Here is a 24,803-nt window from a genome sequence, read left to right on the forward strand (position 1 = left end):
AACAATTACCTTAAAAGGTATTCCCAGATCGTCATCCGGTAAAGCGCGGAGTGGGCTCACCGCTCCCGCTTGAACACGCAGGTGGATAACGGCGGCAGGCGCAGCCGGATGGACCAGGAATGACCGTGCCAGGGCACCTCTTCCGCCTGGACGCCGCCGCCATTGTGGATGTTGGCCCCGCCATACCATTCGGAATCGGTGTTGAGCAGTTCGCGGTACCAGCCAGGCTCGGGCACCCCCACCCGGTAGGACTCGCGCACCATGGGGGTGTAGTTGCCGGCCACCACCACGAAATCGCTGGGGTCGAAGCCCAAACGCCGCCAGGTCAGCACCGAGTTGTCGCGGTCGTTGCAGTCGATCCAGGCGAAGCCGGCCTGTTCGTTGTCCAACTGGTGCAGCGCCGGCTCGGTGCGGTACAGGCGGTTCAAGTCGCGGATCAGGCGCCGCACGCCCTCGTGGCGGCCGTCGTCCAGCAGGTGCCAGTCCAGGCTGGCATCCTCGTTCCACTCGCGCTCCTGGGCGAATTCCGAGCCCATGAACAGCAGCTTCTTGCCCGGCTGGGTCCACATGAAGCCGTAATAGGCCCTCAGGTTTGCGAAGCGCTGCCAGGAATCGCCGGGCATGCGGCCGAAGATGGAGCCCTTGCCGTGCACCACCTCGTCGTGGGACAGCGGCAGCACGAAATTCTCGTGATAGGCATAGAGCTGGGCGAAAGTCAGGCTGTCGTGGTGATAGCGGCGGTGGATGGGGTCCTTGGAGAAGTAGCGGAGCGTGTCGTGCATCCAGCCCATGTTCCACTTGTAGCCAAAGCCCAGCCCGCCCAGGTGCACCGGGCGCGACACCATGGGCCAGGCGGTGGATTCCTCGGCGATGGTCATGGCGCCGGGATGCTCGGCATAGACCACCTGGTTCATGCGGCGAAGGAACTCGATGGCCTCCAGGTTCTCGTTGCCGCCGTGGCGGTTGGCGATCCACTCGCCCGGCTCGCGCGAGTAGTCGAGATAGAGCATGGAGGCCACCGCATCCACCCTAAGGCCATCCACATGGTACTGCTCCAGCCAATGCAGGGCGTTGGCGTAAAGGTAGTTGACCACCTCGGTACGGCCGTAATTGTAGATCTGGGTGTTCCAGTCCTTATGCACCCCCAGGCGCGGGTCCTCGTGCTCGTAGAGATGGGTGCCGTCGAAATGGTGCAGGCCGTGCGGATCGTTGGGGAAGTGCCCGGCCACCCAGTCGATGATCACCCCGATGCCCTTGCCGTGCAACCGCTCCACCAGGGTGCGGAACTCGTCGGGGGTGCCGTAGCGCGAGGTCGGCGCGAACAGCCCCACCGGCTGATAGCCCCACGAGCCACCGAACGGATGCTCGTGCACGGGCAGGAATTCCACATGGGTGAAGCCCAGATCGGCAACGTAATCGCCCAGCTGGTCGGCCAGTTCCAGGTAGGAAAGCGAGCGGTTGCCATCTTCCGGCACCCGCTTCCACGAGCCCAGATGCACCTCGTAGATGCTGACCGGGGCATGGCGGTCGTTGCGCGATCCTTGCGCCGCCATCCAGGCACCGTCCTGCCAGTCGCGCGGCCCCAGTTCCCACACCACCGAGGCGGTCTTGGGCGGCAGCTCGGCGAAATGGCCGTAAGGGTCGGCTTTCAAGGGCAGCAGCCGCCCGTCGGCGGCGACGACCTCGTACTTGTAGATGGCGCCCTGCCCCAATCCGGGGATGAAGATCTCCCATATCCCGGCCTCGTGGCGCAGGCGCATGGGGTGGCGCCGCCCGTCCCAGCCGTTGAAGTCGCCCACCACCGAGACGCGGGCCGCATTGGGCGCCCACACGGCGAAATCCACGCCGGCCACCCCGTCCACGGCGCGAACCTGGGCGCCCAGCTTCTCGAAGGTCCGCAGATGGGTGCCCTCGCGCAGAAGATGCAGGTCGAGATCGCCCAGCACCGGCGGGAAGCGGTAGGGGTCGTCGACCTCCTCCACCCCGCCGTCATGACGCAAGACCCGCAGCCGGTAGGCGGAAGCCCCCTTCAACTTGACGGCGAACAGCCCGTCGGGATGGACGCGCCGCATCTCGGTCTCGCCCCCCGCCGCCAGCACGAAGACGCTTTCCGCCTGGGGCTGGAAGGTGCGGATCACCGTGCCGCCCTTGACCTCATGCGGCCCCAGTACGGCGAAGGGGTCGCCATGGCGTCCCCGGGCGATGGCATCGGCGTCGCCGGGCCGGATCAGTCTTGCCGCTTCGGGCATGCAGCCCCCTCCTGCCAGTCGAGAGAGCAAGTGTCACCGCCTTTGGCCGGAAAGACAAAGGGCGATTTCACAGGGGGCGTTTTCCCACTCCAGTTTTTAAATAGTCTCATTGGAGCTTCCGCAAAGCCCCTAAATCTGGTAGTACTTCCCGTCGAGGGGATCGGCTCGTTGCGGGCCGATTAGACAATTCGTGCGGCCCGTCGGGGGCCGTCACCGCAAATCATGGAGCGTGTTATGGGCGTCCTTCCGAAGGTTCTGGGTCTCACCGTGGCCGGCGTGCTGGTCATCGCTCTGTATCTGGCCGTTCCCGTGCTCAGCGCCGTTTTCGGCGGCGTCGCCGACCCCAGCCCGGCCCACAGCCCGCTGGGCTTCTCGGTCTATCTGGGCCTGGCTCTGACCGCCGTCTTCACCAGCCTGGTGATGTATCTGGCCTCGACCGGCGGCGGTTCGCAGAACTAAGCCCGTCCGGCACCGGTTTTGAAACGCCCCGGCCTTGCGGCCGGGGCGTTTTCGTTTGCTCAGGCGGCGCGGACGTTGGCCAGGAATTCCCGGACTTCGCGCTCCATGGCCGTGCTTTCATCCAGCAGGCCATTGGCCGAGAGGAATACCGCCTGGGCCATCCGCCCGGTTTCCGAGGCGGCCAGGGCGACGCCCGAGATGTTGCTGGCCACTTCGCGGGTGCCCTCGTTGGCCTGATCGACGTTGCGGGCGATTTCCGCCGTTGCGGCGCCCTGCTCCTCCACCGCGCCGGCGATGATGGTGGCCAGTTCGTTGATGCGCGAGATGGTGCCGGAAATGCCGGCGATGGCCTCCACCGCCGACTGGGTCTCGGTCTGCACCGTGGCGATCTGCTGGGTGATCTCGTCGGTGGCCTTGGCGGTCTGGCCGGCCAGGTTCTTGACCTCGTGGGCGACCACGGCGAAACCCTTGCCCGCCTCGCCGGCCCGGGCCGATTCAATGGTGGCGTTCAAGGCCAGCAGGTTGGTCTGGCTGGCGATGTCGCTGATCAGGTTGACCACGTGGCCGATCCGCTGGGCGGCCTCCACCAGGCCGGAGATCTTGCGGGTGGCCTCGACCGCCTCGGCCTCGGCGGCCTTGGCGATATCCGACGACTGGCGGACCTGCCGCGAGATTTCATGAATGGAACTGGACAGCTGGGCGCTGGCCGAGGCCACCGTTCCCACGTTGGCGGTGGCCTCGTCGGTGGCCGCCGAGACGGCGCCGCTCTGGCGCTGGGTCTGCTCGGCGTTGGCCGACAGGGTGTCGGCCGAGCCGTGCAACTGCTCCACCGCCATCTTGACCCGGGCCAGGGTGGCCTCGATGGATTCGTCGAAACGCTGGGTGGCGGTTTCGATGGCACGCTGGCGGGCCTCGCGCTCGGCCAGCAGATGCTGTTCCTCGGCCTTGCGGGTGGCGGCGTCGATCATGCCGACCCGCCAGCCGTCCAGGGCCTTGGCCAGCGGCCCGAACTCGTCCAACCGCTCGGCCCCCGGCACCGTGAGCGCCGTGTCGCCGCCGGCCAGACGGCGGACCGCCTCCACCAGGGCGCCCAGCGGATTGGTGATGCCGCGGCCGATGGTCACCGCGAAGATCAGCCCGACCACCACGGCGATCGCCCCGATGATCGCCGACAGGGTGCCGAACGCCCCGATGCGGTCCTGCGCCTCGGCGGCCTTCTCCTCGGCGGTGCCGCGATAGCCCTGGGACAGGGACTCGCCGATCTTGTCGATGGCGGCGCTGATCTTGGCGGCGCTGACCCGCAGTTCCACATTTTCCGGATCATCGAACGGCGCCTTGCGGGCCTTCATCTCGCTGATCTTCTCCACCCGGACCTTGTAGGCGGCGACCTGTTCGGCCAGTTCCTTCACCTGGGCCAGACGCTCGGGAACGATGGTGGTGGTGGCGGCCAGACTCTCCACCTCCTTGATCAGTTCGGTGACGATGACATTGGCGCGCTGATAACGGTTGAGGTCGTCGGTGGCGAAATACACCCACATATTGAAGCGGGCTTCGTAGATGTGACGCTGGATGGTTTCCAGCTTGAGCGCGTTGTCGGCGGCCCGCCGGCTGGTGGTGACGGTCTCGGCGATATTGCTGGCCGACAGGGCGGCGAAGGTGGCCAGCCCGGCGATCAGAACGATCAGGACGGCAAATCCGGCCAGAAGACGCGTGGCGATACCCAATCTTATCAGCATGGTTTCCTCGTTGGTTCGGCTGACACGATCGGATGGGCAAGGCCACAAGGATGGTCAGGGGCGTTTAAATGACATTTACAAACATGCAACAATAAGTCATGCCTGACGACACAAACCGCCAGAGTAGACAATAGAGATAAACAAATAAGCTTGGCACTTTATGACAGATGAGATCAGCAATAACACTATAAGCACAATCACGTATAAAGCGTATTATCGGACAAACCCTCAAACAAGAGTGCCAGCTATCACACTTTCATTGTCACTGAGGAGTCACAAAATACGATTGCGCGTATACGTTTTTGGAATACCCCGAACAATAACAATTCCAATCCGGACGCGACTCATCGTCCCGCCCGGGCGCGGGCAGATCGCATAACGGCGGAAATAAGCGGAAAAGCCGGACGCCCGGCGGCCTACTGGCAGACCTTGTAGTCGTCGGTCACCTGATTGCGCACCACCTTGGACAGCTTGCTGAAGGCGGCGAAGCCGCGCTTCTCGATGGTCTGCAGCAGGTCGTCGATATTGGCGCAGAACCCCTCGGTCAGCGAGATGTTGCGGGCATAGGTGACCAGTCTGCCGTCGGCATAGTTGATCTGGTACTTCCAGTCGTCGGGAAACTCCCGCGACCAGGCCTTCTGGCGTTTGCCCACCGAGGAGCGGAACTTGGCGCCGTTGGCGCCCTCGATCTTCTGCCAGCGGTCGCGGGCGCCGGGCAGCAGCCGCTCGTTGCAGCGATTGGCGGCCTCGCGCAGGAAGATGCCCTGGCGCACCTCCTGCTCCGCCTTGATCTCGGCCTGGGAGAAGCACTTCTTGGGCTTGGCCGCCAGGGTGGCGGCCGGGCTCAGGAGGATGGCGAGGATGAGTGCGGCGCGGAGCATGCGGCGGCCTTGCGGTTGTCTGGCGCCCCATTATGCCGCAGCCGCGCCCATGCCGCCACCCGCCAGCCGAGCAGCACGGCCAGAATGGCGGCATGGATGGCCGGTTCGGTGATGTCCTTCTTGACCATCATCCAGTGATGGGTGACGCCCAGCGGGGCGATGACGTAGACCAGCCGGTGCAGCGCCCGCCACCGCCGCCCCCCCAGGCGGCGTATCATGGCATCGGTGGAGGTGACGGCCAGGGGGATCAGCAGCAACACCGCCAACATGCCCAGCGTGATATAGCGGCGCTTGACGATCTCGCGCCCAATGGCGCCCCAGTCGAAGAACTGGTCGAGCCCCACATAGGAGCTGAAATGCAGCACCACATAGGCAAAGGCGAACAGGCCGAGCATGCGCCGCCAGCGGGCCGGAGCGTTCCAGCCGGTCAGCTGCCGGAGCGGCGTCACCGCCAGGGCGATCAGCAGGAAGCGCAGCGCCCAGTCGCCGAGAAAGCGGTTGGTCGCCTCGATGGGATTGGCCCCCAGCCCGCCGGTCGCCGCCCGGAAGACCAGCAGGCCCAGCGGAATCAGGCAGGCGGCGAACAGCAGCGGCTTGACCCAGGCCTGCCGCAGCAGCTTGTCCATCAGTAGTTCACCGCCAGATCCATGCCGGCATAGAGCGAGGCCACCTGCTCGGCGTAGCCGTTGAAGGGCTGCGTCTTGCGCCGCAGGAACTCGCCGATGCGCCGCTCGCTGGCCTGGCTCCAGCGCGGATGATCCACCGCCGGATTGACGTTGGCGTAGAAACCGTATTCCCGGGGCGCCGCCTTCATCCAGGCGGTGCGGGACGGCGTTTCGCTGAAACGGATGCGGACGATGGACTTGATGGACTTGAAGCCGTACTTCCACGGCACCACCAGACGGATGGGCGCGCCGTTCTGGGGCAGCAGTTCCTCGCCGTAGAGGCCCACCGCCAGCAAGGTCAGCGGATGCATGGCCTCGTCCATGCGCAGGCCCTCCACATAGGGCCAGTCGATCACCCGCCCCCGCTGGCCGGGCAGGCGCTCGGGGTCGTGCAGGGTGGTGAACTCCACGTATTTGGCCCGCGAATTGGGCTCGAAGCGCTTCAGCACCTCGGCCAGGGGAACGCCCACCCAGGGGATCACCATGGACCACGCCTCGACACAGCGCAGGCGATAGATGCGCTCCTCCAGCTTGTGGGGATTGATCAGGTCCTCGTAGCCCAGGGTGCCGGGCCGGGCGCATTCGCCCTCGATGGCGACGCTCCACGGCTTGGGCTTGCCGAAATAGCTGGGCGCCAGCTGGGCCGGGTCGGCCTTGTCCACCCCCAGTTCGTAGAAGTTGTTGTAGGTGGTGACGTCCTTCCTGGGCGTCGGCGGCTCGTCGGTGGAGAACGGCCCCTTGACCGCGGGCAGCGCCGCCCCGGCTCCCGCCCCCGACAACGCCAGGGCGCCCGCCGCCCCCAGGGCCAGGAAGCGCCGCCGGTCCAGCCACAACGCCTTGTCGGTCACCTCGGACTCGCGCGGCAAGCCTGCGGACCTGATCAGCATGTTCCTCACTCCACCAGTCTCATGATGACGGGTTCGCCGTCCAGCCATGGGAGGTTACATGGGGATCAGGGTTTCGGTTTGGAACAGACCCGCTTCACCGCCAGCCAATCGGCCTCGGACAGGGCGGGCAGACGGGGCGCCGCGCCGCGCCGCGCCTCGACCGCCGCGGCGCGGCGCCCCGCTTCGGGGTGGGTGCCCAGCCAGGCCAGCACCTGCCCCGGCCGCCCCTCCATGGTCTCCAGCCGGCGGAAGAAGCGGGCGAGCCCGTCCGAACCGATTCCCGCCATCTCCAGCAGGGCCAGGGCGCCCGAATCGGCGGCGCTCTCGTCCTCGCGGGAATAGGTGCCGGCCAGGACGGCGCCCACCCCGCCGGCCACCAGGCCCGAGGCGTCGCCGGTGATCATGGTGGCCAACACGCCGACCCCCAGCGCCCGGATCATGGCGGCGGTGACGTGCCGCTCGCCGATATGGGTGAGTTCGTGGGCCAGCACCCCGGCCAGTTCGTCCGGTCCCTCCGCCTTGGCGATCAGGCCGGAAAACAGGATGATCTCGCCCCCCGGCAGGGCCAGGGCGTTGACGTCGCGCGACTGCAGGACGTGGATGTTCACATGGCGCCGGTCGGCGGGCAAAGGCTCGGCCAGCCGCCGGGCCAGGGCATCGAGCACCCGCATCCCGTCGCGCCCGTCGCACGCCTTCATCTGGCCGGCCAGACCGCCGGCGATGGACTCCCCCCACTGGCGTTCCAGCCCGGCGGGAACCAGATGGGCGAGCAGCTTGGACACCGGCGCCAGGGCCAGCATCAGCCCGGCCAGCATCCCCGCCCCCAGCAGGCAGCCCAGGACCAGGGCAAGGCGGCGGCGGCTCGGCGGCTTGGCCGGTTGCGGCAACACCTCGCGGATCACATAGGCATCCTCGACCGCCAGCCGGGCATCGGGTTCCGAGGCGCAGCGCAGGCGCACGCCGCGCTTTTCCGGCCAGTCGCCGTCGGCCAGCAGATCCCCGGCCTTCCACACCGCGATGAGGAAGCCGTCCGACCCGCGGATTTCCAGGCCGGTGGCCAGGACGCGCACCACCACCTTGCGCGCCGCGGCGCTGCGTCCGTCGCTGAAACGTCCGGGGCGGTCGGCCTCGAGACCGTTCAAAACTCGCCAGCCCCATCGAACACCGCCGCCAGCCCCTCGCCGGTCTTGGGTCCCGAATCGTCCGAACGGTGGACGGCGGCGAAGTCGGGCTCGCCCTCCACCCCGATGACCGCGCAGGCATAGCGGAAGGTGCGCAACGACGCCCAGGGACGCAGTATCCCCAGGCTGAACAGGGTCAGCAGCAGATTGCCGGCCACCAGCCGCATCAGCCGCCACGCCCCGGTATCGGCCGAGAACCGGCTGCCCTCGAACTCGATTCCGGCGGCGAGATTGCGGTAGAAGCCGGCCCGGTACCACGCCCAGGGCAGGACCAGGGTCACGGCGGCCACCAAGAGCAGAAGCAGGGTGAACACCATTCCGGCGACCGCCTCGCCGTATTCCTCCTGCTCGACCGCCATCTCCATGGCGCCGACCAGGATCACCGCCGCCGCCGTGAAGACCAGCCCGCTGATCCACACCAGGGCAAAGCGGCCATAAAGGCCCGAGGCGGTGGCGTCGCACCGCAGAGGGCGATCGCCGAAGGTGGTGTTGCCGAAGCGGTAGCGGGCCAGCCACATCTCGCCCCACGGCCAGGCCCAGCCCAGGCTGAGCGGCACGGCGAGCCACACCGCCAGGGAACGCAGGGCGTAACCCCACCCCGAGCCGGTCTGGCCACCCCGGATGCCGCGCCAGCGGGTGCGCGACATCTGGTAGCGCCGCGCCCGGTACAGCCCCACCGCCACCAGCAGCACGGTCAGCAGGTAGAGCAGCGAGATCGCCAGCCCGCCCAGGGGATTGCCGGTGGTGACCAGCACCTGGGCCCAGCCGAAACCGGCGGCCAGCGGCAGGTAGATGAGGAACAGGACGATCAGGAAGCCGGTGAACAGCTCCTTGCCGGTGCCGGTGTATTCCACCGGATCGCTCCAGGCGGTGGTGCCGCCCCACAGCAGGCGGCGTACCCGGGTCTTGCCCCAGAACCGGTAGAGCGACAGGGTCAGGATCGACAGCAGCAGATTGACCAGGGCCAGCCTGATCATGCCCCCCGTACCGCCGGAATGGGCGAAGGGGCGCTGCGGGGCTGTGACTTCACTCATGGCAATCTCCCGGCCGGATCACCGCAAGGTAACCCGGCGGGGGACGCAATGAAACCTCAGCTGGCGCGAATCTTGTCGATGAATCCCTTGACCTCGCGGCCCAGCGCGTCGGACTGCGACGAGAGTTCCCGGGATTCCACCAGGACCTCCTCGGAAGTGTCGCCGGCCTGACGGGCGGCGGCATTAACGCCGGCGATGTTCTGGGCCACCGCCTCGGTGCCCTGGGCGGCCTGCTCGACGTTGCGGGCGATCTCGGCGGTGGCGGCCTGCTGCTCCTGCACCGCCGAGGCGATGGACGAGGTGACCTGCGACAATTCGCTGATGGTCGACAGGATGTCCCGGATGGCGTCCACCGCCTGCCCCGTCGCGCCTTGCACCTCGCCGATCTGGTTGGAGATCTCCTCGGTGGCCTTGGCGGTCTGGTTGGCGAGGTTCTTGACCTCGTTGGCCACCACGGCGAAGCCCTTGCCGGCGTCGCCGGCCCGCGCCGCCTCGATGGTGGCGTTGAGCGCCAGCAGGTTGGTCTGGGCGGCGATGTCGTTGATCAGGCTGACCACGTCGCCGATCCGGCTGGCCGCCGAGGCCAGGCTCTGGACGATGGCGCCGGTCTGCTCGGCCTTGGAGACCGCGTGGTTGGTGGTGGTGGACGAGGTGTCCACCTGGCGGGCGATCTCGGCGATGGAGGCCGACAGCTCCTCGGCGGCCGAGGCCACCGTCTGGACATTGGACGAGGCGTGCTCGGCCGCGTCGGCCGCCGCGCCCGCCTGGCGCGACGCCTGCTCCGCCGCCGCCGACATGGAGGACGCGGTGCTGCTCATCTTGGTGGCCGCCCCGGCCACGTGATCGACCACCGCCTTGACGTGGCCCTCGAACTCGCTGGCCAGGGTGTTCATGGCGGAGCGGCGCTCGGCCTCGGCCTTGGTCTTGGCCGCCGCCTGCTCGGCCTCCAGGCGCTTGACCGCCAGACCGTTCTCCTTGAACACCTCGACGGTGCGGGCCATGTCGCCGACCTCGTCGGCCCGCTGGCGGGCGGGAACCTCGATGCCGTAATCGCCACCGGCCATGCGTTCCATCACGGCGCGCAAGCCGCCCAGCGGCCCGGTGATGCTCCGGGTGATCAGCAGGGCGATGCCGCCCAGCAGCACGGTCAGCACCGCGATGGAAACCATCATGGTGGTCCTCGCCGACTGGTGTTCGGCCTTGGCGGTGTCCGACAGGGCCTGCGCCTTGGTCTTGGAGAATACGACAATCTCCTCGAACAATTCGGCGATCAGCTTGACCTGGGCGGCGCCCTCGGTCCTGGTGATGGCGGCGGCCTCGGGCTTTTGCCCGGCCCGCATGTGGACGAACACCCGCTCGCGGATGGGCCGCCAATCCTCGACGGCCTTGCGCAACGCCGTCATCCTGGCCTTATCGCCCAGGAAACGCGGCGCCGCGATATCCAGATGCTCCAGGACTTCCTTTTCCGAGCCGTTGACCGCCACGATGGCCGCGTCCATCTGGGCGGCGTCCTGGGACAGGGCGACATCCTTCATGCTGCGATGCATGGCGATGAGGTCGCTCTTGGCCTCCAGCAGGTTCATGGTCACCGTATAGGGATGGTCGTACATCTTGGTGGTCAGATCGGCGACGCCGTCGATGACGCCCAGGGACCGCCAGCCCAGGCCGCCGATCAGAAGGAGAATCAAGGCAAAAGCCACATACAGACGGCTGCCGATCTTCATATTGCTCAGCGACATGACTCACCTTCCCCGAAAGGGACCATTGGGATAGGGAACCTAGCCTTCAATCTTAACCTTTGTATATAGTGGTTTTCCGCAGTCGACGCGGCACGGTGCGGGATGGCGCGGCGCCTGCTACACTGGCCGGCAGATTTTTATCCGTCCAGGAGGCCATGGTGAGCGACTTTCCCGCCCTGATGCTTGACGAAACCGACGGCAAGGTAACCGCCTCCATCCGCAGGCTGGCCGAATCCGACCTCCCCGAGGGCGAGGTGCTGGTCAAGGTCGACTACAGCACCCTCAACTACAAGGACGGCATGATCCTCAACGGATTGGGCCGGCTGGTGCGCAAGTACCCGCACATTCCCGGCGTGGATTTCGCCGGCACCGTCGAAGCCTCGTCCTCGCCCGAGTTCAAGCCCGGCGACAAGGTGATCCTCACCGGCTGGCGGGTGGGCGAGACCCATTGGGGCGGCTATGGCGCCAAGGCCCGCGTCAAGGCCGAGTGGCTGGTTCCCCTGCCCGCCGGGCTGACTACCCGGCAGGCCATGGCGGTGGGCACCGCCGGCTTCACCGCCATGCTGGCGGTGATGGCGCTGGAGGATCACGGGCTGCGGACCACCGACGAGGGCGAGGTGCTGGTCACCGGCGCCGCCGGCGGTCTGGGCAGCGTCGCCGTGCTGCTTCTCTCCAGGCTCGGCTATCGCGTGGCCGCCTCGACGGGACGGGAAAGCCTGGGCGAGTATCTGCGCTCGCTGGGCGCCGCCTCCATCGTCGACCGCGCCGAGGTCGGCGCGCCGCCGGCCAAGCCGCTGCTGTCCGAGCGTTGGGCGGCGGCGGTGGATTCCGTCGGCGGGGCCACGCTGGCCAACACCGTCGCCAGCTTGCGCATGCGCGGCGCCGTGGCGTCGTGCGGCAATGCCGGCGGCATCGAGTTCAGCCTGACCGTGCTGCCCTTCCTGCTGCGCGGCGCCAGCATCCTGGGCATCGATTCGGTGATGTGTCCCAAGCCCAAGCGCATGGTCGCCTGGAAGCGCCTGGCCGAACTGCTGCCGCTGGACAAGCTCGATCAGCTCACCACCGAAATCCGTCTGGTGGATCTGCCCGAGATGGGCGCCAGGATCCTCAAGGGGGACGTCAAGGGCCGGGTGGTGGTGGACCCTAACCGGTGACCACCCGCCGCCGCTTCACCGCCCAGATGAAGGCCAAAGCGGTGAGGTTCATGACGAAGGCGTAGACGATGCTGGGCACCATCATGGCAGGGTTGCCCAGCAGCGTCACCGCCACGAAGATGCCCAGCGCCCCGTTCTGCAACCCGTTCTCCATCACCACGGCGATGCGGTCGGCCAGTTCCAGCCGGGCAAGGGCGCCCAGCATCCAGGCGCCGGTCATGGCCGCCAGATTGAGGGCCAGGGCGGCGGGCACCACGTCGTGCACATGGTCGATCAGCGCCTGGCGCTGGCTGACGAAGGCGCCGACCACGATCAGGGCGAACAGCAGGGTGGCCACCGGCCGGGCGACCCGGCCCAGGCGCGCGGCCGCCCGCGGCCACAGCCGCTGGATGCCCAGCCCCAGGGCCAGCGGCACCGTATCCACCAGGAAGATGCCCAGCGTCATCTTGGCCACCGGAATCTCCACCGACCGGTCATAGCCGGCGAACAGGGCGAGGCCGACATTGACCAGCAGCGGTACCGTCAGCGTGGCGGCCAGCGAGGTCAGCGCGGTGATGGTGGCGGCCAGGGCGATGCGCCCGCCGGCGTGATGGGTCAGCAGGGCCGAGGTCACCCCCGCCGGGCAGGCGGCCAGCAGGATCATGCCCACCGCGAAATCGGGCTCGGGCTTCCAGGCCAGCACCAGGGCCAGTCCCAGGGCGGGCAGCAGGACCAGCTTGGCCGCCAGCCCCACCGCCATGGCCCGGGGATGGCCGAACACCGTCTTGAAGTCGCGCCCGTCCATGGTCAGGCCCATGGCGAACATGATGAAGGCGAGCGCCAGCGGCAGGGCGGCCTGGGTGATCACAGCATCACCCCCAGGGACACCAGCGCCGCCAGCACCAGCTGGAAGCGCGCCGTCGAGGCCAGGATGGCATTGAAGGCCGCCCCCCTGGCCCGGGTGGCGAAACGCAGAATCAGCCACAGGGCCAGGGGCAGCGCCCCCAGGCACAGCCAGCCGCCCTTCGGCCCCAGCGGCGAGGCCAGCACGGCGATGGGCAGCAGCAGCAGCAGGCCGTAGGCCGCCTTGGACGCCTCGACCCCCATGCGGATGGCCAGGGTGCGGCGCCCGGCCAGACGGTCGGGCTCCATGTCGCGGTAATTGTTGGCCAGCAGCACCGCCGCCGCTACCGCCCCCATGGCGAGACCGGCCATGATCGACTGACCGGTCAGGGACAGGGTCTGCAGGTAATAGGTCCCGCCCACCGCACCGATGCCGAAGAAGGCGATGACGAAGGCTTCGCCGGTGGGGGTATAGGCGATGGGTCGCGGGCCGCCGGAATAGGCCCAGCCGGCCAGCAGCGAGGCCAGCCCCAGAACGGCGATGGGCCAGCCGCCCAGCCAGACGAGATAGAGACCGACCAGGGCGGCCAGGGCGAAGCAGGCCAGGGCGGCGCGCTTGACCCGCTCGGGCGTCGCCCAGCCGAGCGCGGTGACGCGCGGCGGCCCCTGGCGCAGCGGCTGGTCGCCGCCCCGCAGCGCGTCGCCCACGTCGTTGTAGAGATTGGTGCCGGCCTGGATGGCCAGGGCGCCGAGCAGCGAGGCGGCGAAGGGGCGCGGATCGAGGCCGCCGGTATCGGCGAACGCCAGGGCGCTGCCGGTCATCACCGGGGCCACGGAAATGGTCAGCGTCTTGGGCCGGATGGCCAGCAGCCACAGCCGCCAGCCGTCCGGCGGCTGGTCGGCGCGGCTGGAATGCTGCCCATCGATGACCAGCGACGGCTTTTCGGGCTGGCCGGAATCGAGCTTCATGACGCGGGCTTCACGCCGGAATGCAGGCAGGCGATGCCCGCCGACAGGTTGCGCCAGCCGACACGCCCGAAACCGGCCGCCGTCATCAGCCCGGCCATCTCGCGCTGATCGGGAAAGCGGCGGATGGATTCCACCAGATAGGCATAGGCCGCCGGCTCGCGGGCGATCCAGGCGCCCAGGCGCGGAATCACATGGAAGGAATAGGCGTCGTAGAACGGGCGGATCAGCGCCCAGGGCCGGGAGAATTCCAGGCAGACGAACCAGCCGCCCGGCTTCAGGACCCGGAAGATCTCGGCCAGAGCCGCTTCCGGGCTGGTGGCGTTGCGCAGGCCGAAGGCGATGGTCAGGGTGTCCACCGAACCGGTCTCGAACGGCATGGCCTCGGCCTTGCCCTCCAGGAACTGGATGCCCAGCCCCCGGCACCGCCTCTCCCCCACCGCCATCATCTCGGGCGAGGGGTCGCAGACGATCACCCGGCGGTCGGGAGCGGCCAGCAGCCGGGCCACGTCGCCGGTGCCGCCGGCCAGATCGACGATCAACTGCCCGGCGCCGGGACGGGCGACCTTGACCATCTCCCGTTTCCACAGGCGGTGGATGCCGAAGCTCATCACGTCGTTCATCAGGTCGTAGCGCGGCGCCACGGCGTTGAACACCGCGCGGATGCGCGTCTCGCGCTCCTCGGGGCTGACCGACTGGAAACCGAACGTACCCGACAACGACGTGGTCAAGGAAGGTCACCCCGCCTGAACAGGAAATAGCCGATCCCGGCGCTGAGGGTGCCCAGCGCCACTGGATAAGCAAGTGCGAATGTAAGATAGCCGCTGCGGCCCAGGGCGTCGAGGATGACGTAGGAGCTTGGCCCCAGCACCACCATCTGCGGATCGAACAGCAGGATGGCGGCGGTACGGAAGCTCTGCAGCGGATTGGCCACCGCGATGCCGACGATCAGTTCCAGCGGCAGCCTTTCGCGGATCATCAGGCCCAGCAGGATCAGGTCGAGGAACAGCAGCAGCACCAGCCAGGTGAGGAAGGCCCCGGTCTGGGCCACGTCGGGGGTCCTGGCCAGGGTGGAGATCAGCATGCCGATCCCCAGAAAGGCCCAGGCCAGCGCCACCAGCAGGGCGGTGTAGAGCACGAACAGGCTCCAATCCACCCCGATGCCGCGCACCATGGCATAGACCGCCGCCAGGGCCATGGCGCCGAATACCGGGAGGAACACCACCACGAAGCGGCCGATCATCTTGCCCCAGAACCAGGCGTAGAGCGGCACCGGCAGGGACAGCATGTACTCGAACACGCCGGCGTCGCGGTCGCCGGCCACCGAGCGGACCGTGGTGATCAGGATGAACACCGGCAGGATGGCGACGCACAGCTGGATATAGGTGACCAGCAGGCGCGACAGGCCGGTGAAACCCAGGATGCGGGATTCGGTCAGGCCGAACATGAACAGCAGCATCACGATGCCGCCGAACACGATGGAATAGAACATGAACCAGCGGGACCGCAGCGATTCCGCGATGTCCAGCCGGGCGGTGAGATAGAGCGCGTTCATCAGCCGTCTCGCGTCGTGGGGTTCGAGGGAGTCTCCGAGGGCTCGCAGCGGCTGGTGGAGCCGCGGGCCAGCACGGCGTTCTTCATGGCGGCATAATCGGCGGCCCCGGCCCGGCCCGCGTCCACGGCGCCGTAGCCGTGGGCCATGGGGGTGTGCTGGCCGTCGATGTAGAAGGCCTTGCGGCCGTCGAGCCACTTGCCGCTTTCGACGCCGCCCACCCAGAATTCCACCGTCCCGTCGTCGGCCCAGCCCTGCTTGGCCATCCACAGCACCGCGTCGCCCAGGTCGTCGAACTTGCGGACCTTGCCGTCCTTGCCCCGCACCTGGGCGGCGAAATGGGGGTCGTCGATGATCATGCCGCAATATTCGCAGGTCTCGCGGCCCCACTTGATCTCGACGGGGCCGGTGGTCTGCTGGCCGCAGGCCGATACCGCGACCACCATGCCCGGCACCAGGGCCAGAAAGCGGCGGCGGTTCATTTTATGATGCTGGCCGTGATGCTCGCACATGGCAGCGGCTCCTATTTCATCTCGATGCCGGCCACCAGACCGGCATAGCGGGCCAGCACGCCCAGGAAGCGCAGGCGGTCGGGGCCGTTGACCACGCCGCGCCAGGCCTGGCCGCCCTCCTCGGCGCTGAAATGCCAGTCGCCCATGGCGCGCGCGAAGGCGGGCTCGGCCCGGGTCAGGCGCACCACGCAGTCGAGGCGCGCCGTCATTTCCACGTCGTCGGCCACCCGGTCGTCCAGCGCCACCTTGCCCTGGTCCATCTCCACCACGCGGTTGACCAGGGCCGCCACCTCGTCCAGGCGGTGGCTGGTGATCAGCATGACGGCGTTGTCCTTACGCTCGTGCAGCAGGTGGAAGAAGATGTGCCGTGCCTCGGGGTCCAGGTTGGCGGCCGGCTCGTCCATGATCAGCAGGTCGGAATCGCGGCCGAGCGCGATGCCGATCAGCATCTTCTGCTTCATGCCGCCCGACAGCTTCACGAAGGGACGCGAGCGCACCATGTCCCAGTCCAGGCCCAGTTCGCGCACCATGGTGATGATGCGCTCGGGGTCCGAGCCGCAGACGGCGGCGGAGAAGTTGACCAACTCGCCCACCGGCATCTTCAGCGGCGGCGGAATCTGCGGCACGAAGCCCACATGGGACAGCACGGTCTTGCGGTTGCCGCGCGGCGGCACGCCGTTGACGGTGACCTTGCCCTCGTGCAGGTACTCGCCCAGCAGACAGCGGATCAGGGTGGTCTTGCCCGCGCCGTTGGAGCCCACCAGGGCGATCCGCTCGCCCTTGTCGATGGACAGGCTGACGCCGTCCAGCACCCGATGACGCTTGAAGGTCTTGGAGACGTTCTCGAAAACGATCATTCCCGCTGCATGTCCTCTTGCCCTCGCCATCCCCGGCCCAACTCCGGGGGCGGCTTCAAACTACAACAGCTTGTTCAGTCCCTTGACCTCGAATTTCAGCGAGCCGGTGGGGCAGGCGTCGATACACAGGCCGCAACGGGTACAATCGGCACCGATGGCGACGTTGACGTCCTCGGCATAGGTCTTCTTGGTGCATTCCAGCACGTGGGGGACCAGGCAGACCTTGCGGCAATCGCCCTCGTTCAGGCAATTCTCCATGTTGTAGGTCACCCGGAGCGGCGACACCGCGCCGACGAAGCCATAGGTCAGCCCGATGGGGCAGATGTAGCGGCACCACATACGGCGGATGAAGATGATCTCGTAGGCCAGGAGGCCCAGCACCCAGACCATGGCCAGCCCCGGCCCGTAGATCAGGGCGCGGCTGACGATGCCGGTGGGCGAGATGGACTCGAACACCGTATAGCCGCTGACCACCGCCAGCAGGGCGAACACCACGTAGAGCACGCTGCGCGATCCGCGGTGCAGGGGATAGTCCACCACCATCTTGCGCTTGGCCAGGGCCAGATGGACCTTCTCGGCGATCTCGGCCAGCAGGTGGTAGGGGCAGGTCCAGGAACAGAAGGTGCGCCCGCCCAGCAGCCACCACAGGAACAGCACCGTGCCGGTGCCGATCACCAGGTTGATGAGGATCACCTTGTAGGCCAGCATCACCTGGATGGCCGAATTGAGGTCGGCGAAGTGGAAGCCGATGACCCGCGACGCGGTCAGCGAGCCTTCGACCAGTTGCACGTCGAAGCCGAACGACAGCACGAAGATCATGTTGACCGTGATCAGCGTCGCCCAGCGGATATTGCGCCACTTGTTGGAATGCTTCTCGGCGTGGGCTTCCCGGATCTGGCGGGCCCGTTCGGGGCCCTTGACCTGCCGCTTGGCCTCCTGCATGGCCAGGGCCTCGGGGGTGTAGCTGGCCGGGCGCTGGGGCGCGGCGCCCAGCATGATCTTCAGCGAGGTGAGGAGCTTCATCACGCGTCTCCCCACTTGCGCCGGATGTCGATGACGATGGAGGCCGGCTCCGTCGGGCAGATCATCTCGCACATGCCGCAGCCGACGCAGGCCTGATGCACCACCGGGGTCTTGCACTTGTCGGCGGGGTCCTTGCTCATGGGCTCCAGGCTGATGGCGTTGGGCACCGGACATTCGCGGACGCACAGGTCGCAAAGCTCCAGATCGTACTTGTACTCGGCCAGCTTGACCGGCTTCCAGCGGTCGATCTCGGGATAGCGGTGGACGCCCTTGAATGGGGCGGGCCGCGCCGCTCCCTTGTAGCCCTCGCCCTTGCGCGCCAAGCAGGCATTGGGACGGTCCAGGCGGGCGAGGCCCATGCGGACCTCCTCCTTCTTGCTGACCGTGTGGGAGAGCGCCCCGGTCGGGCAAGCCAGGACGCACTGCACCGCGTCGCACGAGAAGTCGCAGGCCTGGTCGCGGGCGGGAATGTAGGGCACCCCCACCCCGAAACCCTCGTCCAGGTCGCCGAGATAGATGGCGCGCACCGGGCAGACCTGCACGCACTGGCCGCACTTGATGCAGGCGGCCAGGAAATCGGCCTCGGCGATGGCGCCCGGCGGCCGCAGCCGGGGCGTCCACTTGCGCAGCACCGGAAAGAATCCGAACAGCGAGGCGCCGACCACCGCGCCGCCCATGGCGATGGACCGCATCACCATGCGCCGCGTCTTGTTGTTGGCGTGGGGTACCGGTGGCGGCTTGGGGGCCGCGTCCTCTTCACTCATCGTTCTTGCTCCCGATGGGGCCGCGCTGGGGTTCGAGCGAGCCGCGACGGCCGCTGGCGGCGCCTCCCGGCCCGGACCCCTTTTCATGAGCCACCGGCGTCTCGCCCGCCGGCTTGGGCCGGTCGGCGTTGCGGCCCAGGTCCTCGGTGGCGTCGAGGGTCGATCCGGCCCGGACCTTGGCGTCGGAAGCCACCAGCGGATGCTTGTCCTCCAGCATCATCACCGGCTCGGAAAACGGCGCCAGACGGTCGAGGAAGTCCAGCACCTCGAGCAGCGGCGTGCCTTTGAAGAAACGGGTGTTGGGCACGTCCATCCACACCCGGCCGGCATAGGTGTACAGGCGGTGCGGCTTGTCGCCGACGCCGTTGCCGTCGCGGTCGAAGCCCTGGTAATCCTCCCAGCGGTTGCCGTCCCACAGGTTGCGCTTGGCGCTGCCGCCGCCATAGACCGCCACCTCGGTGATGTTGCCGGTGAACAGGTTGCCGGTCAGCTCGTTGTCCTTCCAGTCGTTGAGGAAGGCCACGCCGATGTCGTTGTAGGCAATGCGGTTGCCGCGGATATGGTTCCGGGTATCGGGCTCGTAGGGGGCGACGTCGATGGAGATGCCCTGGGAGCAATAGAGAATATCGTTGTTCTCGATCACCACGTCGCTGCTTTCCTTCAGCGAGACGCAGACGCCCTGGGCCCCCACCGCCTTGGCGATGACGTTGTTCCGCAATTCGTCGCCGGTGTCGTACATCATGGAGATGCCGGTGGAATTGTCGAAGAAGTAGTTGCTTTCCGCGATGTTGTACTGGGCCTGCATGAGGTGCAGGCCGTACCGCCCGCCGCTCTGGCGGTTGCCCACATAGCGGTTGTGGTTGGAATACCAGAAGACGATGTCGCGCCCGCTGGTAAACTCGTTGTTCTCGACCAGGTTATGGTGCGAGTACCACAGCTTGATGCCGTCGCCGCGCCGGCCCAGGCTGATCTTCTTGCCCTGGACCTTGTTGTTGCGGACGGTATTGCGCTGGGACTGTTCGAGGCTGAACCCGAACAGCACGTTGTCCATCCGGATGTCCTCGACCACGTTGTCGTCGCCGCGCACCTGAATGCCGGCATCCTGCTGGGCGTGGCTGGGACCCGAATTGGTGATGTGGAAATTGCGCACCGTGGCGCCGCTGGTCTTGATCCACAGCACGGAACCGGTGCCCTCGCCGTCCAGGGTCACCTGGTTCTTGCCGTCGAAGATGACCGGCTTGCTGACCACCAGATGGGACTTGTAGCGCCCGGGCGGCGGGGTGATCACCTGGCCGGGCTGGGCGATATCGATCAGCGCCTGGATCAGGGAGGAGTCCAGCAGCGGCTCCTCGTTCCGCCCCTGGGGCGCCGCCGAGGCGGTGGACAGCCCGGCGGCGAAGACGACGGCCAGGGACGTCAGTCTAGACTTGGAATAGGTCTTGAACCACGCGACCATGGACCTCGTCTCCGCTCCTTGTCGGGTTGCGAACGGGACTATTCCGACTTGAGCGCCTTGCGCTGCAGCAGCAGCGCCACCATCAGGCACAACGACGCCGCCACCAGCAGGCCGAAGCCGTAATGGGGATAGGAGAAGGTGCCGAACTGCGCCACCTTGCCCTCGCCGAACACGGTGGGCATGAAGGGCTTGACCGAGAAGGCCGCCCAGGACCGCAGATTGTGGCCGAACCACCACAGCCAGGCGGAATAATCGATGACGAAGGCCACCGGAATGACGATGCCCGAGAGCGGCAGCACCCACCAGAACGGTCCGGCATAGAACAGGAAGGCCAGCAGCATCACGCCGACCAGGGAGAACAGGTAGGGAGCCGCCTTGATCTCGTACTTGGCGCCCACCTCGATGGGCTCCATGCCGATGAAGTGGTTGATGACGTTCATTTCCTCGACGCAGTCGAGGCCACCTTCCTCGTCGCCCCAGGCAGCGCTCTTGGCTGCCTTGGAATCCTTGGGCTTGTCCTGGCTGGTGCAGCCGTTGAACACGCCGTTCATGTGGAAGTGGATGCGGATGCCGTCGGGGAAGGTCTCGGCCGGATAGTTGGGGGCCTTCAGCGCCACCCACCAGATGGGCGAGAAATACGCACCGCCGATCAGAAGCATGCCGATCACGGTCAGGATTCGCACGAGCGCCGGCTTGCTCTTGCTGTTGTTGTTGGCCATGGAATTCAACCCCGTTGGCTGGTCAGGTGGATCGGAGGGAGGGCGGCGCCCCGGACCGAAATCCGGACGCCGCCCAGTGTCCACCTTATATCAGAAAAATCTACTGGAAGTCAGGATTTTTCCAGCCCTTGGGCGCAATCATCTTGGCCGGGGGCTTCAGGCGCGAGGTGTAGTCCAGCACCGCCTTGGTGTCGCGGTCGGAGAAGGTCTGGATCTGCTTCATCATGTCCGGGTTGGCGTTGCGGCGCTTGCCTTCCTTGATCCACTGGTACTGGCGCAGCAGGTAGGAGTAGTGCTGGCCGTGGATGCGGGGATAGAACTTGTCGTTCTCGCCGGCGCCGTCGGCGCCGTGGCAGCGGGTGCAGTTCTCTTCGTACAGCTTCTTGCCGTGCGCCAGATCCTTGCCGTCACCGACGCCGGGCTCGGGGTTCATGGGCAGGGCGGCCATGTAGGCGGCCACGTCGGCGATGGCCTGCGGGCCACCGATCTGCGACGGCAGGGCGAAGGGGTACATGGTGGGGTTGTCACGGTTCAGCGCGCGGATGTCGGCCAGCTGCTTGATGGTGACCTTGGGGTGCTGGCCGGCCAGCTGCGGGAAGGTGCCGTCGGTCAGGCCCCAGCCCTCCATCTGATGGCAGGCGGAGCACACTTCATAGACCTCGCGGCCGTTCTTCAGGTCGGGCTTCAGCTTGAGGGCCTCGTCCTCCTCGCCGCCGCCGGCATGCCACTGATAGCCTTCCTCGCCCAGGGACTTGCCCTTGGTCGGAACAGCACCGCCGGCAGCGATAGCCGCGCCACCGATGAGAAGGGCGGAAACAGCGGCCATGGCGGCCAGGCTGTGCTTAAGCTTCAACATAGTTCTATCTCCAGGGTCTAGCGAACTGGGCCGCACACTAGCGCGGCCCGGCCCGGCCTCACTTGACTGTGGACAAGTAATCCGCAATCTGGGCGATTTCGTCGTCATTGACCAAGTGCATCACAGGCTGCATGGCGTTGGCCTTGCCGTTGGTGCGGGCGCCGGTCTTGATGTCCTTGGTCTGGGCCAGGATATAGGCCTTGTCCTGGCCGGCGATGGCGGGATAGCCGGGCAGCGGCTTCTTGCCTTCCTTGCCGTGGCAGGCGACGCAGGTCTTGGTCAGGAACAGGGTCTTGCCCGGATGGGGCGCGGCCGGGGCGGCGACGGCGGCCGGAGCCTCCTTCAGGCTGGCCAGATAGTCGGAGATGGCCTTCATGTCGGCCTCGGCCAGGTCTTCCACGATGGGCTTCATGGAATCGACGCTCTGGCCGTTGGTGCGGGCGCCGGACTTGATGTCCTTCATCTGGTTCAGCATGTAGTCGGAGTTCTGGCCGGCCAGCTTGGGGAAGCCTTCCTGCAGCGGGGTCTTGGCATCCTCGCCGTGGCAGGCGGCGCAGCCCTTGTCGGCATAGAGCGCCTTGCCATCGGCGGCCAGCGCGGACCCTAAGGAAACGGCGCCGAAGGCGGCGGCCAGGGCCATGACGGGAAGCTGCCGCTTGATGGTCTTGAACATGTCGGATCCTCTCCAGGCTCGGTACGACCGAGGACGGGGCCATGCCTGCCCTCGAATTTGCGCGAAAACTACGCGTGGGACGCGATCATCCCCATGACTTTGGTTAAGCATCGGATTTTTCGAGACGCCTGAGTGACGTCGGTCACGCCGGCCCCTCATTTCAATAAAAACAGGCGGAGCGGGCAAGCCCACCCCGCCTGATCTTCATGCGGCATCCGGGGCGGGCGGACCCGCCCCGGCCGTAACGGAACCGCTTACTTGGCGGCTTCCACCTTCTTGGCGCCGTTCTGCTCCAGGAAGGTCTTGGCACGCAGACCGATGTCGGCGGCCTTCACCTGATACTGGAACCACTGCTCGGCCCACAGGAAGGCGCTGTTGAAGTCGCCCTTGGCGGCGAACTCTTCAGACTTCTTCTTGTTCTGCTCGGCATAGCCCAGCTGCTCGGTGGCGTCCTCGACCATGGCCACGACCTGCGGGAAGTCCTTGAAGTTCACGCTGGTGATGTAGCCGACGACACTGTTGATGACGGCCTGGGTGTCGTTGTTGGCCTTCACGCGGGTGTCGTAGTCCTTCTGGCCGTAGACCTGGCCTTCCTTGGCCTTGGCACCCGTCGCCTTGTAGTTGGCGGGCTGAACCAGCAGGTAGCCTTCCATCTCAAGGTGCAGCGCCGAGCAGAACTCGGTGCAGTAGTACGGGTACACGCCGGCCTTGTTGGCCTTGACGGTCAGCGAGGCGGTCTTGCCCGGCTCGATGGACAGGTTGCCGTTGTGCTTGGAGATGGCGAAACCATGGGTCTCGTCCTGGGCACGCTCGAGGTTGGTCAGGTGGACGGTGATTTCGTCACCCTCGTTCGCCTCGATGATTTCCGGCGTGATGTGCGAGCGGATCACGGTGCCGAACACTTCGACCTTGCCCGGCTTCTTCTCGATGCGCTCCTGGCCGGGGCGAACCGCGAACGGCGACTTCTTCTCGGTGCGGGAATCGGTGCCGAACGGATAGCGGACGTTGGTCTTCAGCTTTTCGGTGGCGATGGCCACCGCGTAGTGGGGCTCGCCCAGCGGCAGCGGCATATCGTACAGCAGCTGCATCTTGTCGCCCGAGATATCGATCAGCTGATGGTTCTGCGGATGCAGCGGGCCGACCTGGGCGAAGCGGTCGATAGCCAGCTTGTTCAGGGCGATCAGGTACTTGCCCTTCGGCTTGGCGGTATCGCCTTCCATGGCCATCAGGTGGCCGATGTTGTAGTGGACGGAAATCTTGTCCAGCACCTTGCCTTCACAATAGTCCCACTTGGCAACCATGGAATCCACGTACAGCGAGGTGTACGCGACGCAGGGCTTGGAATCGTACTGGGTGTGCAGCGGGCCGAGGCCCAGTGCCACCTGCTTGTGGGCGACGGTTTCCAGGGCGATGATCGGAATGCCGTACTCGTCCTTGCCCGCGAAAGTCTTGGCGGCAATAGCCGCTTCGATCTTGGCGATGTCGTAGACGGTGGTGTGGCTGTCCAGCTTGCCCGAGACGGTCACGTACTTGCCGTCCGGGGTGACGTCGGCGCCGTGGGGGCTCTTGGGCTCGGGAACGAGCACCAGGATGCCTTCCTTGACGGCGGTGTCGATGGACAGCACGTTGTGGCCGTTGATCTTCTTGGCCTTGCCGGCCTTGACCAGCTCGGCGGCCTTCTTCCAGTTGATCACGTGCAGGTAGTCGTGGTCCTTGGCCGAGCAGCCCGCTTCGAAGGGCGGACGGCCGCGCTCGATACCGCCGACATAGCGCTCGGTGCAGAAGGAGTTCACGAAAGCCCAGCCGTCCGACGGGCCCTTGCCGAAGTCGGAGAGATCCTGGCTGTAGGGCGGCAGTTCGAGGGAGAACGAGTTCTCGGGCTCGATGCGGCCATGCTCGCGGTTGAACTTCCAGAAGGTGGTCGCGCCGCGATACTTCTCGTTGAACTGCTCCAGCGGAGCGAATTCACCGCCCAGCGGGGCGCCGTACTGGGCCGGCTCGATCACGTAGTCGGTGTTCGGGCTGACGAAGGCGCCGCCGTGCTCGGACTGCACGATCGGGTTCTGGACGATCTGCTTGGTCTCGAAGTCACGCAGGTCGATGACCGCGATGCGCGGCGTGTTCTTGTCGTTGATGAACAGCCACTGGCCGTCGCTCTCGCCGTTGGTCTCGGACAGCGCCGGGTGGTGGGTGTCGCCCCACAGCACGGTGCGGCCCTGGACCTCGGAGCCCTGCTTCAGCACGGCCTTGGATTCGTCGTCGTAGCCATAGCCCTGCCAGGGCTCGGGGGTGAACACGCCGATGTACTTCAGGATGCGCATCGAAGGCACGCCGTAGACGATCACCTGACCGCTCTGGCCGCCCGAGCTGAACACCATGAATTCATCGAGCTTGCCGGTCGGATGATAGGTCTTCGCGGCGGCAAGCATGTCATTTTCCGTCAGGCCACGGCGCTTCATCACGTCCTGCAGCGACTCGGCCGCGGTGGCGGCACTGGCCACAAGGGCGCCAAAGCTGACAGTAGCGAGCAGAGTCGCCAATTTGCGGCTTCTCGTCATCTTCCCCACCTTTTGAATTGTTGAAACTAAACGAATGTTACCCAACCTTCGCCGAAGACG

The 24,803-nt window shown here is 66.6% G+C and carries 23 protein-coding genes; 2 read left to right on the forward strand and 21 right to left on the reverse strand.

Annotation, left to right across the window (positions count from 1 at the left end):
• Positions 1 to 56 precede the first annotated feature (56 nt).
• On the reverse strand, positions 57 to 2,249 hold the full coding sequence (gene glgB, locus H261_RS05670) for a 1,4-alpha-glucan branching protein GlgB (protein WP_008615326.1): 2,193 nt from the start codon (positions 2,247 to 2,249) through the stop codon (positions 57 to 59).
• Between the two features lie 234 nt (positions 2,250 to 2,483).
• On the opposite strand from glgB, the gene H261_RS05675 reads away from it, so the two are divergent.
• Positions 2,484 to 2,708 (forward strand): hypothetical protein, encoded by a 225-nt coding sequence (locus H261_RS05675; RefSeq protein WP_008615330.1) that lies wholly within the window; start codon positions 2,484 to 2,486, stop codon positions 2,706 to 2,708.
• A 59-nt stretch (positions 2,709 to 2,767) separates the two neighbouring features.
• On the opposite strand, the gene H261_RS05680 is transcribed toward H261_RS05675, so the two are convergent.
• The 7 genes from H261_RS05680 to H261_RS05710 all read right to left on the reverse strand — a co-directional run bounded on the left by H261_RS05680 (position 2,768) and on the right by H261_RS05710 (position 10,831).
• Positions 2,768 to 4,444, reverse strand: a complete 1,677-nt coding sequence (locus H261_RS05680; protein ID WP_040475802.1) for a methyl-accepting chemotaxis protein — start codon at positions 4,442 to 4,444, stop codon at positions 2,768 to 2,770.
• Between the two features lie 416 nt (positions 4,445 to 4,860).
• Complete coding sequence (locus H261_RS05685) at positions 4,861 to 5,325, reverse strand: hypothetical protein (protein ID WP_008615348.1); 465 nt, start codon at positions 5,323 to 5,325, stop codon at positions 4,861 to 4,863.
• On the reverse strand, positions 5,289 to 5,951 hold the full coding sequence (locus tag H261_RS05690; RefSeq protein ID WP_008615350.1) for a protein-methionine-sulfoxide reductase heme-binding subunit MsrQ: 663 nt from the start codon (positions 5,949 to 5,951) through the stop codon (positions 5,289 to 5,291). The genes H261_RS05685 and H261_RS05690 overlap by 37 nt, the downstream gene beginning before the upstream one ends.
• Entirely contained in the window at positions 5,951 to 6,877 is a 927-nt protein-coding gene (gene msrP, locus H261_RS05695; protein WP_008615351.1) for a protein-methionine-sulfoxide reductase catalytic subunit MsrP, read from the reverse strand. Before msrP ends, H261_RS05690 begins: the two co-directional genes overlap by 1 nt.
• 65 nt (positions 6,878 to 6,942) lie before the next feature.
• Positions 6,943 to 8,019: a M48 family metallopeptidase gene (locus H261_RS05700; RefSeq protein WP_008615352.1), complete on the reverse strand. Its 1,077-nt coding sequence runs from the start codon at positions 8,017 to 8,019 to the stop codon at positions 6,943 to 6,945.
• On the reverse strand, positions 8,016 to 9,092 hold the full coding sequence (locus tag H261_RS05705; protein ID WP_040475803.1) for a YjgN family protein: 1,077 nt from the start codon (positions 9,090 to 9,092) through the stop codon (positions 8,016 to 8,018). Before H261_RS05705 ends, H261_RS05700 begins: the two co-directional genes overlap by 4 nt.
• Positions 9,093 to 9,148: 56 nt before the next feature.
• Positions 9,149 to 10,831 carry a methyl-accepting chemotaxis protein gene (locus tag H261_RS05710; RefSeq protein ID WP_008615362.1) on the reverse strand — a complete coding sequence of 561 codons (1,683 nt, stop codon included), beginning with the start codon at positions 10,829 to 10,831 and terminating at the stop codon, positions 9,149 to 9,151.
• A 155-nt stretch (positions 10,832 to 10,986) separates the two neighbouring features.
• Between H261_RS05710 and H261_RS05715 the strand changes: the two genes are divergently transcribed.
• Positions 10,987 to 11,985 carry an MDR family oxidoreductase gene (locus H261_RS05715; protein WP_008615363.1) on the forward strand — a complete coding sequence of 333 codons (999 nt, stop codon included), beginning with the start codon at positions 10,987 to 10,989 and terminating at the stop codon, positions 11,983 to 11,985.
• Here H261_RS05715 and H261_RS05720 read toward each other — a convergent pair.
• From H261_RS05720 to nosZ, 13 genes are all read right to left on the reverse strand, one after another.
• Positions 11,975 to 12,832 (reverse strand): bile acid:sodium symporter family protein, encoded by an 858-nt coding sequence (locus H261_RS05720; RefSeq protein ID WP_008615364.1) that lies wholly within the window; start codon positions 12,830 to 12,832, stop codon positions 11,975 to 11,977. The two genes, H261_RS05715 and H261_RS05720, sit on opposite strands and share 11 nt — an antisense overlap.
• Positions 12,829 to 13,776 carry a 1,4-dihydroxy-2-naphthoate octaprenyltransferase gene (gene menA / locus H261_RS25965; protein WP_008615371.1) on the reverse strand — a complete coding sequence of 316 codons (948 nt, stop codon included), beginning with the start codon at positions 13,774 to 13,776 and terminating at the stop codon, positions 12,829 to 12,831. Before menA ends, H261_RS05720 begins: the two co-directional genes overlap by 4 nt.
• Positions 13,773 to 14,504 carry a class I SAM-dependent methyltransferase gene (locus H261_RS05730; RefSeq protein WP_008615372.1) on the reverse strand — a complete coding sequence of 244 codons (732 nt, stop codon included), beginning with the start codon at positions 14,502 to 14,504 and terminating at the stop codon, positions 13,773 to 13,775. The genes menA and H261_RS05730 overlap by 4 nt, the downstream gene beginning before the upstream one ends.
• Positions 14,501 to 15,328 (reverse strand): ABC transporter permease, encoded by an 828-nt coding sequence (locus H261_RS05735; protein ID WP_008615373.1) that lies wholly within the window; start codon positions 15,326 to 15,328, stop codon positions 14,501 to 14,503. Before H261_RS05735 ends, H261_RS05730 begins: the two co-directional genes overlap by 4 nt.
• Positions 15,328 to 15,837: a hypothetical protein gene (locus tag H261_RS05740; protein WP_152426726.1), complete on the reverse strand. Its 510-nt coding sequence runs from the start codon at positions 15,835 to 15,837 to the stop codon at positions 15,328 to 15,330. Before H261_RS05740 ends, H261_RS05735 begins: the two co-directional genes overlap by 1 nt.
• 11 nt (positions 15,838 to 15,848) lie before the next feature.
• Positions 15,849 to 16,694, reverse strand: a complete 846-nt coding sequence (locus H261_RS05745; protein WP_008615376.1) for an ABC transporter ATP-binding protein — start codon at positions 16,692 to 16,694, stop codon at positions 15,849 to 15,851.
• A 60-nt stretch (positions 16,695 to 16,754) separates the two neighbouring features.
• Positions 16,755 to 17,717 carry a NapH/MauN family ferredoxin-type protein gene (locus tag H261_RS05750; RefSeq protein ID WP_008615377.1) on the reverse strand — a complete coding sequence of 321 codons (963 nt, stop codon included), beginning with the start codon at positions 17,715 to 17,717 and terminating at the stop codon, positions 16,755 to 16,757.
• Positions 17,717 to 18,481, reverse strand: coding sequence for a 4Fe-4S dicluster domain-containing protein (locus tag H261_RS05755; RefSeq protein ID WP_008615378.1), 765 nt, complete (start codon positions 18,479 to 18,481; stop codon positions 17,717 to 17,719). The genes H261_RS05750 and H261_RS05755 overlap by 1 nt, the downstream gene beginning before the upstream one ends.
• Positions 18,474 to 19,937 (reverse strand): nitrous oxide reductase family maturation protein NosD, encoded by a 1,464-nt coding sequence (nosD, locus tag H261_RS05760; RefSeq protein ID WP_008615379.1) that lies wholly within the window; start codon positions 19,935 to 19,937, stop codon positions 18,474 to 18,476. Before nosD ends, H261_RS05755 begins: the two co-directional genes overlap by 8 nt.
• A 38-nt stretch (positions 19,938 to 19,975) precedes the next feature.
• Positions 19,976 to 20,656, reverse strand: a complete 681-nt coding sequence (locus H261_RS05765; RefSeq protein WP_008615380.1) for a hypothetical protein — start codon at positions 20,654 to 20,656, stop codon at positions 19,976 to 19,978.
• Positions 20,657 to 20,756: 100 nt separating this feature from the next.
• Positions 20,757 to 21,512, reverse strand: a complete 756-nt coding sequence (locus tag H261_RS05770) for a c-type cytochrome (protein ID WP_008615381.1) — start codon at positions 21,510 to 21,512, stop codon at positions 20,757 to 20,759.
• A 58-nt stretch (positions 21,513 to 21,570) separates the two neighbouring features.
• Positions 21,571 to 22,185 carry a c-type cytochrome gene (locus H261_RS23245; protein ID WP_008615383.1) on the reverse strand — a complete coding sequence of 205 codons (615 nt, stop codon included), beginning with the start codon at positions 22,183 to 22,185 and terminating at the stop codon, positions 21,571 to 21,573.
• 254 nt (positions 22,186 to 22,439) lie between these two features.
• Positions 22,440 to 24,614 carry a Sec-dependent nitrous-oxide reductase gene (gene nosZ / locus H261_RS05780; RefSeq protein ID WP_235062874.1) on the reverse strand — a complete coding sequence of 725 codons (2,175 nt, stop codon included), beginning with the start codon at positions 24,612 to 24,614 and terminating at the stop codon, positions 22,440 to 22,442.
• Positions 24,615 to 24,803: the final 189 nt, after the last annotated feature.

The sequence above is a fragment of the Paramagnetospirillum caucaseum genome (assembly GCF_000342045.1).
GTDB classification, from domain to species: domain Bacteria; phylum Pseudomonadota; class Alphaproteobacteria; order Rhodospirillales; family Magnetospirillaceae; genus Phaeospirillum; species Phaeospirillum caucaseum.